9 protein-coding genes are annotated in these 13,419 nt (G+C 46.6%); 6 read left to right on the top strand and 3 right to left on the bottom strand.

Annotated elements, in window-relative coordinates; translation table 11 throughout:
* Positions 1–81 precede the first annotated feature (81 nt).
* On the bottom strand, positions 82–819 hold the full coding sequence (locus SG35_RS09965; protein WP_044832526.1) for a YciK family oxidoreductase: 738 nt from the start codon (positions 817–819) through the stop codon (positions 82–84).
* Positions 820–1,091: 272 nt separating this feature from the next.
* Here SG35_RS09965 and SG35_RS09970 point away from each other — a divergent pair, with 272 nt between their 5' ends.
* The 5 genes from SG35_RS09970 (at position 1,092) to SG35_RS09990 (ending at position 8,303) form a co-directional block, all read left to right on the top strand.
* Positions 1,092–3,533 carry a VolA/Pla-1 family phospholipase gene (locus SG35_RS09970; RefSeq protein ID WP_044832527.1) on the top strand — a complete coding sequence of 814 codons (2,442 nt, stop codon included), beginning with the start codon at positions 1,092–1,094 and terminating at the stop codon, positions 3,531–3,533.
* 229 nt (positions 3,534–3,762) lie between these two features.
* A complete protein-coding gene (sohB, locus tag SG35_RS09975; protein ID WP_084692695.1) occupies positions 3,763–4,806 on the top strand; it encodes a protease SohB in 1,044 nt (347 codons plus the stop codon).
* Between the two features lie 31 nt (positions 4,807–4,837).
* Positions 4,838–5,494: a thiopurine S-methyltransferase gene (locus SG35_RS09980; RefSeq protein ID WP_044832528.1), complete on the top strand. Its 657-nt coding sequence runs from the start codon at positions 4,838–4,840 to the stop codon at positions 5,492–5,494.
* Between the two features lie 252 nt (positions 5,495–5,746).
* The gene (locus SG35_RS09985) at positions 5,747–6,160 is read left to right on the top strand and encodes a glutaredoxin family protein (RefSeq protein WP_053042984.1); all 414 of its coding nucleotides are present in this window, start codon (positions 5,747–5,749) and stop codon (positions 6,158–6,160) included.
* 229 nt (positions 6,161–6,389) lie between these two features.
* On the top strand, positions 6,390–8,303 hold the full coding sequence (locus tag SG35_RS09990; protein WP_044832529.1) for a hypothetical protein: 1,914 nt from the start codon (positions 6,390–6,392) through the stop codon (positions 8,301–8,303).
* Positions 8,304–8,437: 134 nt separating this feature from the next.
* On the opposite strand, the gene SG35_RS09995 is transcribed toward SG35_RS09990, so the two are convergent.
* On the bottom strand, positions 8,438–9,769 hold the full coding sequence (locus SG35_RS09995; RefSeq protein WP_269082171.1) for a dicarboxylate/amino acid:cation symporter: 1,332 nt from the start codon (positions 9,767–9,769) through the stop codon (positions 8,438–8,440).
* Between the two features lie 170 nt (positions 9,770–9,939).
* On the opposite strand from SG35_RS09995, the gene SG35_RS10000 reads away from it, so the two are divergent.
* Positions 9,940–12,192 carry an Ig-like domain-containing protein gene (locus tag SG35_RS10000; protein WP_053042985.1) on the top strand — a complete coding sequence of 751 codons (2,253 nt, stop codon included), beginning with the start codon at positions 9,940–9,942 and terminating at the stop codon, positions 12,190–12,192.
* Positions 12,193–12,273: 81 nt separating this feature from the next.
* Here SG35_RS10000 and SG35_RS10005 read toward each other — a convergent pair whose 3' ends face one another.
* The gene (locus SG35_RS10005; RefSeq protein ID WP_044832530.1) at positions 12,274–13,380 is read right to left on the bottom strand and encodes an arginase family protein; all 1,107 of its coding nucleotides are present in this window, start codon (positions 13,378–13,380) and stop codon (positions 12,274–12,276) included.
* Positions 13,381–13,419: the final 39 nt, after the last annotated feature.

Below are 13,419 nucleotides of genomic sequence, written 5' to 3' on the forward strand. Positions count from 1 at the left end.
GAGTGAGGCGCACAGGAAAAGATTGATTTTGCTGATGCGGGCTAAAGGTGAACTTAGCCCGTAAAGGAGTTAAAAGCCTGTTTACTGAGCCTTTAATACCTGGCCAGTGATGTCTTTACTGTCGTTAGACATCAAATAAACATAAAGCGGCATGATCTCTTTGGCTGTTCGCAGTTGGTTCTTATCTTCAGCAGGAAAAGCACTGGCGCGCATGTTGGTACGGGTAGCCCCGGGGTTGATGGCATTACAGCGCAGGCTGGAATTTTCATACTCATCGCTAATGACTTCCATCAAACCTTCGGTGGCAAATTTAGAAACACTGTAAGGTCCCCAGTAGGCGCGGCCTTTGCTGCCGACACTGGAGCTGGTAAAGACCAGGGAAGCGTTTGGTGCCAGTAGCATAGGAGCTATCAGGGCCTGGCTCATCAGGAACTGTGCGGTAGCATTGACCTGCATAACATCGTTCCAGATTTGCTCGTGGATCTGGGTAAACGGCGTTAATTCTCCCAGCATAGAGGCATTGAGCAGGGCGCCGTCAAGCTTGCCGAATTGTTGTGAAATGGTGGTGGCCATATCAATATAGTTTTGTCTGGTAGCGCCTTTCATATCCAGCGGGATTATTGCCGGCTCGGGATAACCAAGTGCGACGATTTCATCATATACCGCCTCAAGCTTTTTGACGGTCTTGCCTAATAAAATCACGGTAGCGCCAAGTTCGGCATAGGTGAGGGCGGCCTGGCGCCCTATACCGTCGCCGGCACCTGTTACCAGTATGGTTTTGTCTGTCAGGCTATTTTCTTTAATTTGATAATCGAACATGAATAATGGGTTTTTGCGAAACAATGGCGTGATTTTACTCTTTGCAGACGATGCTGACGAGCTAAAATTGAGCTAAGACGGTTAAAAGTAAGCAAATATCAGCAAAATCAGACATAAATCAAAAAAACCGCTAGCACATTGGCAAATCTTGGGTTAAGTTTGACTGGTCTAACTTGTTAGTTTTTGACTGACATCAGGCAAAAAGAAACTAAAACGATACTAACAAGTACAAATTTATAAAAATAAAGAAGACTAGTCCTTGGGGAGAAATAATGAAAAAGCTAGTACTTAGTCTCGCGATTTGCAGCGCACTTGGTTTAAGTGGCTGTGGCAGCGAATCCAACTCTGATGTTATACAGGAAACAGCAGAGAATAACACGGTGGCTCCTGCAAATAGCCGAATTTCCTTCAATCCCACTGCTGGTGTGGTCTCCGTACCAAACGACTTACTTTTTTCCGGTACGACTGACGGCACCTTGAATTTGCCTGTAGAAGATGCCAGCGACGGCTCAGATCCTTTTGTTGCCATGAGTGCCCTTGATGGCTGGTCGACAATTAACCCTTTTACTATCGCCATTGATTTCCCTGAAGGGCGCGGCCTTGACGGTGACAGTGTTTTTTCTCCTGACTCGGTAAAAGTTTATGAGATGGTGATGGGGGGCGATGCCAGCGATGCAGACTGTACCAGTCTTTCCCTTGGATTAGCCTGTAAAGTCGTTAATGAACTGACCTTTGGCACCGACTTTATCGCCCAGGCATCGGGTAACAGTATTGCTATCGTTCCGGTAAACCCGCTGAAGGGAAAAACCACTTATGTGGTTGCCCTGACTAAAAATATTCAGGATGACAGCGGTAAGTCTGTGCTTGGCTCCAGCAGTTATGAGCTGGTTCAGCAAGATCTTGCCACCCAGCCGCTAGCCACAGATGCGCAAAAGAGTTTACAGGCTGCGGTGAACAGTTATGAAAATGCCATCGTTGCCGCAGGCGCCGATCGTGATTCACTGATATACACTATGGCCATGACGACTCAGTCGACCACAGATGTGTTATTTACCGCCAAGCAGTTGCTGGCTGCTAATGTCGGCCAGGGTGTTTTGCCGGGGATTGCAGTGACGGATCTAGGCATTTCAGTAGGGGATCTTTTATCTGATGCAGGCATTATCGGCGCCACGCAAAAGCCTTTATTTGATACTGCCAACTTATACAGTGGTAGTATTTCCCTGCCATACTACTCAGGTGTGCCTAGTGCCGATAATCCTATGGCGCCGGTGAATGAGTGGTGGACAAGCTTATGTGATTCAGGTGTGATGCTGGCGGGTCTGGCTGCAGCGAATCCGGATGCCATTCCTGAGGGGGCATTAGATGCCAATGATGCTGCCTGTATGGCAGTTTCTGACGCGGCCGGTTTGGCGGCTCCGGGTTTACGCGACCTGAGCTCAATAATGGATTTAGATACCGAAAGAAACCTGACCAAATACAGCCCGGTACCGGCTCCTAAGGCCACTATGGCACTTGACGTGCAACTGACGACACCGGATGTTGACAAGATCAATGAACTCAGAGCATTGCAAGGCCTGTCCACAGACTATGTAATGCCTGACGGCGGTTGGCCTATAGTGATCTTGCAGCACGGTATCACCTCTAAAAAAGAAGACATGTTATTGATCACCGGTGCGCTGTCATCTAACGGTTTTGCCACTGTCGCGATTGATCATCCACTGCATGGCAGCCGCGGCTTTGACCTTGACGGAGATGGTAGTGATGAGATTAATGCCACAGACGGCATGGGAGGTTCAGCCACCCACTACATGAACCTGGGCAGCTTGTTAACCACACGTGATAACCTGCGTCAAAGCTCTATTGATATGCTGGGCTTACGTTTAGGTTTGAATACCTTAGCCTTAAGTCCTGAACTTAGCATTAACAGTAATGAAGTACATTTCCTGGGCCATTCCCTGGGGGCAATTACCGGGATTAATTTCGTGGCATTAGCTAATGCGCCTTTAAATGAAGCCATTGATCCCATGTTTGCCATTAATAGCAACTCTCTGGCGATGCCGGGTGTTGGTGTTGCGAACTTCCTGCTTGAGTCCGGTTCTTTTAAAGATACCATTAAATCCGGTTTAACCTATGCCAGCTCAACGGACTTCCAGGGATATGTGGCTGCGGTAAATGCCAATGGCTACACCAGTACTTCACCTGAATGGGAAGACTTTTTAATCGAATCTTACCTGGCTTTTTATAATAATGTGTTAAATGATACCCAGCGTGCTGAGCTTGATGCCGGTTTTGCTTCTTTTGCTTTTGCTGCGCAGACGGTAACAGATTCAGGTGACCCGGTTAACTATGCTGCGACCATGAAAGCTACGGCGACCCCGACCCATGTGATTGAAGTTGTCGGTGACGGCGCGGATAACCTGTCGGATCAAGTGATCCCGAATACTGTCTCCAGCTCGCCGTTAGCCGGTACTGAAGCAGGCATTCGTTTACTTGAATTACCAGCGGTGAGTGAAACCACTGCGGGTTCTGGTGCGGTTCGCTTCCTGAACGGCCATCATGGCTCTATTTTAAACCCTAGCGCCGATGCGACGGCTTCGCCTTCGGTTGAATTAAGCGCCCGGGCAACTACAGAAATGCAGACACAAGTGGTCAGCTTCTTTGCCGCGAAAGGACAAGCGGTCAGCATTAACGATGCTGGAGTCATTAAGCAATAATGATTTGATATCACTATATTGTTGAAAAAGCCCTCATTTGAGGGCTTTTTTATATCTGAATGCAGGGCAAGTTACGCGAGCAGTAAAACAAGAAAAAATCAGTTGTTAAAATTTGTGTTTTTTGCGTTTTCAGCGCCAGATTTTCGTGTAAAATCAGTGTTAATTAATACCTGAGCAATCAAACCTCGCCGGGTTTGGTTGGTTTATTTTTACTCCCGGGAGAGTCATTTTGGATTTTTTGTACGAATACGGCATGTTTTTAGCCAAAACCGTGACCTTAGTGTTGGCGGTGGTGGCCATTTTAGTGGCGATTACTGCCACGGCCATTAAGCAAAAACATAAAAAAGGAGAGCTGGAGATCACGGATCTGTCTGCTGAATTTGAAGAAGTTGAGCAGGATATTACCCATCAGCTGTTGTCGAAGGAAGAATTAAAGAAAAAAGAAAAAGCCGATAAAAAACTGGCAAAAGAAAAAGCCAAAGCAGAAAAGAATGCTGCCAAAGATGAAGATGCCAAGCAAGAGCCCAGGCTGTTCGTGGTGGACTTTAACGGCAGTTTGGATGCCCGTGAAGTAAAAGGCTTGCGTGAAGAAATTACTGCCATTTTATCTGTGGCTAATAAAGAAGACGAAGTTTTTGTTCGCCTGGAAAGCGGCGGCGGTATGGTGCATGGCTATGGCCTGGCGTCATCCCAGCTGGATCGCATCCGCCAAAACGATATCCCGCTGACGGTTTCCGTGGACAAGGTAGCTGCCAGCGGCGGTTATATGATGGCCTGTGTTGCCAACAAAATTATTTCTGCACCTTTTGCCATTTTAGGCTCAATCGGGGTTATTGCCCAGGTGCCTAACTTCAACAAATTGCTGAAAAAGCACGATGTTGAGTTTGAACAACTGACCGCGGGCGAGTTTAAACGCACCTTAACCATGTTTGGTGAGAATACCGAAAAAGGCCGTGAAAAGTTTGTTGAAGAGCTTGAAGAAACCCATGAGTTATTCAAGGACTTTGTTACCGAGCACAGACCAAGCTTGGATGTTGCCAAGGTGGCCACGGGTGAGCACTGGTTTGGTACTAAAGCAAAAGAGCTGGGGTTAGTGGATGAGATCCAAACCAGCGACGATTATCTGCAGGCTGCCAGTAAAGAGCGTAAGGTGGTGGCAATAAAATTTGAAACCCGCAAAGGTTTTGCAGAAAAGCTTACCAAAGCCGCTTCGCTTTCAATTGAAAACGTTATCGGTAAATTGTGGCAAAATAACCGTATCTTTCCCGGTTAATTTAGGTTTATTGAGCAGCAGGTGAAGTAAGATGGATAAGATCTTTTGGCATAACTGTTGGGAGCGCAATACCCTGGGTTTCCATCAGCAGGAGATCCATCCATTTTTAAGTCGTTACCTGGAAAAGCTGTTACGGGATGAAGACAAGCATGTGCTGGTGCCGTTATGCGGTAAATCGCTGGACATGGCCTGGCTTGCCGAACGCATGCAAGTTAGCGGCGCTGAGCTCAGTGAAATCGCCTGTCGGGACTTTTTTCAGGAAAAAGACATTCCCTATCAAAGCCGGCGTGAAGGGGATTTTCAGTTATTTTCCTACGATAACCTGAATCTGTGGCAGGGAGATTTCTTTAAGCTTGCGCCAAAATTGTTGTCCGGGGTCGACTGGATTTATGATCGAGCGGCGCTTATTGCTCTGCCCGAAGCGATGCAGCAAGCTTATGTTGATAAGCTGCTGAGCTTTATGACGGAAGATACCCGGATATTACTGGTGTCGGTAGAATATCCTTCTGAAGAAATGCCGGGACCTCCTTTTCCGGTTTTTGAACAAGATTTACGGCGTTTGTTTGCTGTCAATAAAAAACTTAAAATCGAAAAACTGGCAACTTTGCCTCATGAAGATAAACGCTTTGCCCAACGTACCTTTGATGTCAGCTCCCTGGCAGAAACCTTATACCTGATCCGTTATTAAACGCTTGGGATGGCGCAGAAAGACAAACAGCGCGTTTATCGCCGCTATCCTTTTACTGAGATAATCCTTTCTTATTCATTGTCTTTGGCCAGATATTTGGCTGTAATTGCTCAGTGAGTTCGTTTTATTATTTATTTAAAGTAAATAAAAAGGTTAACTAAAAGTAAAACAGTTGTTTATTTGCTATTGATCTCTGTGGGTTCTTCTTTTAATCTGGCAGCATTGGAAATAATAACAATAAGGACAGTATTGATGAGTGAAAAAAGCAGTTTTCTGGGTAAAGTGAAAGAGGTGGCCAGTTACGTACTGATTATCGGGCTAGGTTTAGGTCTGGGCCTGGCGGGAAAAAGTGCCTGGGAGTGGTATAATCAGGTCCCTGCCTATATAGAAACAGATACCCGGGAGCATTTTGCCAATGTCAGTAATAAGGTTGTGGTTTATACCACGCAGTGGTGCGGCTTCTGTAAACAAACGAAAGAGTTTTTAAACAAGAATAATATTGCCTTCCTGGAGCGGGATATTGAACTTGGTGACAACAAGATTGACTCCCTATATCAATCTATAGGCCAACCCGGCGTTCCTAAAATTGTTATCGGCAATAAAATTATTAACGGCTTTAATCTTGGTTTAATCAAGCAGGAGCTTGGCGAGCATAATCTGTTGTAATTCCTGCCTGTATTGAGTGTTTTCTTAAAAATACCGGCTTGTATTAAGAAAACACTCCCAATCCTTGTTGCCCCTTTCTTTTTTGCTGCCAAGTATATTGCCCTCTTAAGGCAGGCAGCGGTTTCTGACAGAATTATTTTGCTACAATGATGAAAAATATCTAATGTTTTCAATGTTTTTACCGATATAGAAGCTAACCGAATCACTTTTAGTTTCACCAGGGATGGCAATGAACACCTCACTTGATACGTTAATATTTAATCCTGCCTTAAGTGATCCCGAGCGGAAAGTATCATTACTTACTTCTACTGCTGAAATATCCGCTAGCGGCCAAGATAATGGTGCAATATCTGTACAGGCCAGGGAAAAGTTTACCCGTGCCATTGAAGAGTATGAGGCGGTCAATAAGCTGTTAAAGCAGCAGTTACAGCAGGAATTTTCAAACTCGATAACGATAGCTAAGGAGCAGATAACCACGGCTCCCGGTTATGATGCCAAAGCAGAAGACCTGGCGGTACATTTTGTTACCCGCAATGTTCAACATGGCTTGAAACAGGGCAGTAATGCCGATGAGCTGACCGAGATCATCAATCAGGCTTCAGAAAATGTTCGCAGCGCTTACAGCAATACCAGTGGTATTCTCGAAGCGCTGGGGAAGCTGGGGCCGGAGCAGAAATCTTTTATCAGTAAAAGTGAATATCGGGTAGAGAGGGCACTAACCGGTTTTTCTGAGGCTATTTACCGGGATGAACGGGCAGAGTCTGATCTGCAGCTATTTGAACTGAGCGTAAAAACCCGCGAAGGAGATGTGATTAACATTCAGTTTTCTTCAAGTCAGGGGTATGAACAAGCATCGGGTAACACCCTGGACAGCTTCGAGCTGAGCTATGAGGTTGATGGAGAGCTGTCGGAGCAGGAGTACCAGGCACTGCAAGGTGTCTTTTCCCAGGTCGGTCAACTGGCAGATGACTATTTTCCCGGTAGCCGATCCTCAGGTTATAATGTCTTTGGCGGCGGAACCGGTGAGCATGATTTTACCCTGGATGTATTAAAGGACTTTGATAGCGAACAATTAGCCGGTGTCGATTTATCGATAGGTCTGTGGGAAGGCGGTGAGGGGGACCTTAGGACCGAGCGCCTGGATTATAGCTATGCCTTTGATGCTAAAAATCAGCAACAGAGCCTGAAATTCGATTGGGTAACATCGGGCGCCCGGGAGGTCAGTTTTGCCGTCGACAGTTCAACCATAGGCCGTTTGGATGAAGCCCAGTTGGCGCAATACCTGGACGTTATTGATAGCAGCTATGAGGAGGTCAGCAAGAACCAGTCTTCCCGTTATAATACCTTAACGCCAACGGCTCTGGAAAGTTATAAAACCGCGTTATCCAGTGTTTTCTCACTGGCAGAGCAACATACCCGGCAAATGGATTTTAGCGAGTTTGAATCGGCTGATAAAGGCCGCCTGGCCGCAGAGTTAACCAATGACATGATAGAGACGGACGCCCGCTATCAAGCCATGGCAGATGATAAAGCGCATATTTTTAATGAAGGTTTCTCTTTGCTGGCTGATTTTAACAGTAGTTTCGTTGTCGGTGAGGAAAACTATAAGGGCCATATCAACCTTGCCCTGAAGCAAGAAACCAGCAGCTCTCAAAGCCTTGATTATACCGGGGTGGAACAAACGAAAGCTTATGATATGACTACCTTACGGGGTTATGCCGAGACCGGCAGTAAAACCGTAGATATCTCAGAGCAATATACTATCAAGGCGGCAACCAAAGGCGGTAATGTTGTTGCTGTGGACCAAGAGCAAAAGTTCGATAGAAAAGAGCAAACAGCTGCCTATATCGGCGGTGGTATTTCTACCGGTGTGGAAACCGTGACAGAAAGCATTGATACCAGCAGTTTACGGTTAGTTGAAGATATCTGGACACAGGATATCAGTCATCATAAGGACACCACCACCGAGTCGACTACCTTTTATGGTGAAGAAGTGAAGTACCAGTCGCGAAAGACCAGCCAGGAAGCCAGTCAAACCAGTACTTTAATCGCGGATATTGATAAGCTTAAAGACAATAAGTTTATGCGGGAAAAATATGCGCCACAGCTGTTGAAGACCAATCAGTTTATGTTAGAGATTTAAGGTTATAAACTGCAGGAGTATGGGGTCGAAGAGAATACCGCTCACTCTGTTATCCTCAGGTGGCCGTGACATAGATTCTATGTATAAAAAAGCCGCAATTCTTTAAGGATTGCGGCCTGTTCGGGCAATAAAGTTTACTGCTCTTTCAAATGGTGGAAATCAATTTCTTCTATCTGGGTGCCGGCTTTATCGTCCAGGTAAATATCCTTTTCAAATTCCCCTTCGGTTTTACCGACTATTAAGGTCACCATAGTGTCGCCGGTAACATTAACCGCGGTACGGGTCATATCCAGCAGGCGGTCAACGCCGATGATCAGGCCTATGCCTTCTACCGGTAAGCCTACCTGCTCCAGTACCATGGCCAGCATGATAAGACCAACGCCAGGAACCCCTGCGGTGCCGATTGAAGCCAGGGTCGCGGTAAGGATCACCATCAGGAAGTCAGTGATGCTTAAGTCGACATTAAAGACCTGGGCAATAAAGACAGTGGCAACCCCCTGCATAATGGCGGTGCCATCCATATTAATGGTGGCGCCTAGAGGCACGGTAAAGGACGCGATGGAGTTTTTCACGCCCATTTTCTTGGTGGCGGTCTCTAAAGTGACCGGGATGGTGGCATTACTGCTGGAGGTGGAAAAGGCGAATACTATGGTATTGCGCATTTTTTTCAGGAATACCAAAGGGTTCAAGCCGGTTAGCACTTTAAGGATTACCGGGTAGGTAACCAGGCCGTGTACCAGTAAAGCGAAAAACACTACCAGGAAATATACCAGCAGGTTGCCAAAGGTTTTTAAGGATACATCGGTGAATAAGCCTGCCAGCAGACAGAATACGCCGTACGGGGCGATATTCATTAAAATAGCCACCAGGCGCATGATCACTTCGTTCATATCGGTGAATATTTTCGCTACCCGCTCGCCCGCCTGACCGGACAGGGCAATGGCAATACCAAAGAGTAAGGCAAAAATAATCACCTGCAGCATATTCCCCTGGGCAAAAGAGGCAAAAGGGTTGCTGGGAAACATGTTGATCAGTACTTGTGCCAGTGAAGGGGCTTCCTTGCTGGCAAAGGTAGTCTCTGAGGCCATATTGACCCCTTCACCCGGGCTGACAAATAAGGCCAGCGACATGGCAAAGCTGATGGCGATAGCGGTCGTCATCAGGTATAAGCCTATGGCTTTGCCGCCGATGCGTCCCAGTTTACTGGTATCTTTTAACGAGCAGGTGCCGCAGATCAGCGAGACAAAAACCAGGGGCACCACCAGCATACGTAAGCTGGCGACGAAGATTTGCCCGATGACTTCAAAAACGCCGTCAACGAAAAAACCTCTGACGGAAAAGTCAAAAAGATAGAGGGGAATAACTAAGTCGGAGCCGTTGGGCATGATAAGTTGCAAAAAGGCGCCGGTGACAATACCGGCAATCATAGCAATGACGATACGAGTGGTTAAATTTGTATGTTTCACAGCTGTCCTGTTTATTTAAGGCATATTATTTTTATCGTGGGCATAGATTAACAGGTAATGAGGTTTTTAAAAACCTTACCACAAAGGCTTTTTTTGATCCGCTTCTGCCGTTTTGCCCTATATGGGTCTAAGCTAAAGAGGGTTTACAATAAAAATTAATGAGGGACTTTATGAAACTGCATCAAGGTTTTAGCTGTTTTGCGTTATTCATTATCTTAATGGGCTGCGGTGGGGGCAGCTTAAGCGGCGACGACGGAGGGGGCGGGGAAACCCCGGATGAAATCACGGTAACCCTGGCTATTTCCAATGAAATGGTTTCTGAGCAAAATCCGGCAACCGTTACCGCCACGGTCAGACAGGGTAATACCGTCTTAGCCGGAAAATTAGTGACCTTTACCCTGGATAATGCAGATTTAGCTTTTTTTAACCCGGAAATAGGTACCGCCAATACTCAGTCTAACGGCGAAGCCACCATCATTTTAAATGCCGGAGAAACGGCAGGGGCCGGGCAGGTCACCGCCACAGTTGAAGAGGTTGACCCGGCCAATATCAGCTTTACCAGCCAGGGTGACGGCAATACCGGCGGTTTGCCTGACTTGGCCGATATCAGTTTATTTGCCAGCAGCCAGCAAATAGCCTCAAGCGGTGCGCAAAGCATCACTTTAACCGCCATTGCCAAAGATACCAATAATAACCTGCTTGATAATGTTAATGTCACCTTTACTGCTGATTCAGGGCAAATTGAGGTTGTTAATGCCATCACGGGGGCGGATGGTCAGGCAACGGCGATTCTGAAAACTGAAAACGAACCTACTAACCGGGTTATTACTACTACTGCCAGCAGTAATTTTATTACTGATAGCGTCAGTGTCCAGGTGGTGGGGACAACGGTCAGTTTAACTGGTTCAACTTCATTAGCCATTAATGATGATAATAGTTATATTATCAAAGTGTTGGACTCTGATGGTATCGGCATTGCCAATACCCAGGTGAATTTATCCTTAACCAATACTTCCACCGAATCGCCGGCAGGGGCGGTGGCGGAGCTTTCCATTGCCGACTCTGTCAGTACAGACTTTACCGGGCAAACTTCGGTAGTGGTGACCGGGATATCCGGCGGTACTAACGGCATTATCGCCAGTTCCCTAGGGGCTACCGTGAGTCAAAACGTTGCTGTGCAGGGAGATTCCTTCTTATTTAGTACTTTTGATGATGGCAATGGCACGAGTGTTGATCCTTCTGCAGTACCGGCGGAGACCATTCCAGATGTATTACTCTCTGACAGTGCTTCTTTAACCTTAACCTGGTTACGCTCGGGGGTTGCTGTGCCGGATGGCACCCAGGTTAATTTTACTTCTACCCGGGGGAGTTTGGTTGCATCATCGGCGACTACCGTGAACGGCCAGGTAACGGCTTCCTTGACTTCAGATAATGCCGGTAAGGCCCTGGTTACTTTTACCGGTACAGACGATGATATCGTATTAAATAATCAGCTGGAATTTGAATTTATCGCCGAGTCAGTCGATACCATAGTTGCCCAGGCACTACCCAACTCAGTGGGACCGAATGGACAAACCTCGACCATATCTGTGGTTGTCAAAGATGCTAATGGCAACCTGGTGAAAAATAAAGACATAGACTTTACGTTAACCGATACCAATGGCGGTACGATTTTTCCTGCCAGCGCCATTACTGACAGCAACGGTAGTGCTTCAACAATTTATACTTCAAATAATGTCTCGGCACAAAATGATGTCTCAATACAGGCCACGGTTCGAGATAACCCTTCTAAAACGGATACCGTGTCCTTAACCGTAGCAGACCGGGAGGTTTTTATCGCAATAGGTACGGGAAATGAAATTATTGAAGTGGACAGTACCAGTTATAACAAACAATTTTCAGTGTTTGTTACCGATATCGACTCTAATCCTGTGGAAAATGTGGACTTGACGGTATCGGCTATTCCCGTGCGATTTTATAAGGGGATCTGGGTCAAGTTCTTTGAAAATGGTGAATTTATTACCTGGAAAACTAACGGGCCGGATGGTGAGGTCTACTCCGATAGCTTTCCCTGCGTCAATGAAGATACCAACATAAATGGTATTTTAGATCCTGGCGAAGATACTAACGGCAACGATTTGTTAACCCCGGGTAATGTGGTTGCCGCTCTGGGGGAGGTGACCACTGACAGTCAAGGGGGGGCGGTTATTGATATTAAATATCCGCAAAGCTTTGGACACTGGATTGATATCAGACTTATTTTATCGACTCAGGTTAATGGCACTGAAAGTTCTACCCAGACTACTTTTACCTTGCCTATGTCAAGTGCTGACCTTTTAAGTGAGGACATTACACCCCCGGTTGCGGGTATAGGCCTGAATAGTCCTTTTGGCGCTCAGTCAGATTGTACTACTACCGATTGATTTTCGGGGATTGAGTCGTTAAAAAGGCCGGTGCTTAATATTAAACACCGGCCTTTTCATTTTACCTGCAGAAATTTTCTGTTATTTCGCTATTTCGTTCAGTAAAAACGCTGAAATTTCAGCTCCCGCCGCCAGGGTTTTCTCAGCGCTGCTCGCCCCTGAACCTGAACTGTCGGTGAAAGGAGCAATTTCCATCATATCGCCGCCGGTAATAGGATAAACCGCCGCCAGGCTTTTTAAGATTTTCATGGCCTCTTCCTGATACAAACCATCCGGCTCAGGCGTGCCGGTAGCAGAAGCCACACTGTCGTCTAAGGCATCGATATCAAAACTGACATACAACTCATCGATATTTTCCCCTTCCAGCTGGGCCAGGATATTGGCAATTACCTTGTCGACGCCCGATTCCCGTACTTCATGTGCCCAGTGCTGTTTCACGCCAAAAGTATCTTCCCAGTGGGATTTAGGTCTGCCGCTTGAGCGGATCCCCACCTGAATCAAGTGGTTGTTGGCATGCAGGTCATCCAGGATATGGGTACACCAGGAGCCGAAACATAAATCTATGCCCAGACGCTCTACCAGCAGATCGGTATGGGCATCAAAGTGAATGATGGCGGCACGTATGCCTTTAGCCTTTTTCGCCTGCAGATAAGCTTTGGTTAACGGGTAACTGATGGAGTGATCGCCGCCGATACCAAAGATGCCTTTCTCCGGAAAAGCCTGGTAAAAATCATGCAAAACATCTTCCGTCAGGGACAAAGGACTGACCGCGTAAGGGCTGTTTTCATCCTGGTACAACGCCTTGCGGCAATTGGCAATGGTCGCTTCGTTTAAATATTTATCATGGAGCAGGTGAGGAATGACCCGGATATCCCCCATATCAAAGGCAGATAATTGCGGGTACTCGCTTAACAGGGTATTGCGCAGGAACAAAGGCCCCCAGTTCGCGCCACGTAAGATACCGCCGCCACAATCGGAGGCGATGCCCATGATCACGGCTTTTGAACTTTTTGGCAGTTCAGCTAAGGATGTATGCCATAAGGATTCAATATTCTCGCTTTGCCCGAATAACTTCTGGTGCAGCTGTTCCTTGCGCTCTTTCGCTGTATTTACGGTAAAAACACCATTTCCCGGGGGGCATAAGCAATGTTGAAGTTTCTGTTGTAATGCAGGCCATAACGCTGTCATATCATTTCTCTTTCAATTAATTTAACCGCGATTATTCAT

Origin of the sequence: Thalassomonas actiniarum, from assembly GCF_000948975.2 — a bacterium.
GTDB lineage: Bacteria > Pseudomonadota > Gammaproteobacteria > Enterobacterales > Alteromonadaceae > Thalassomonas > Thalassomonas actiniarum.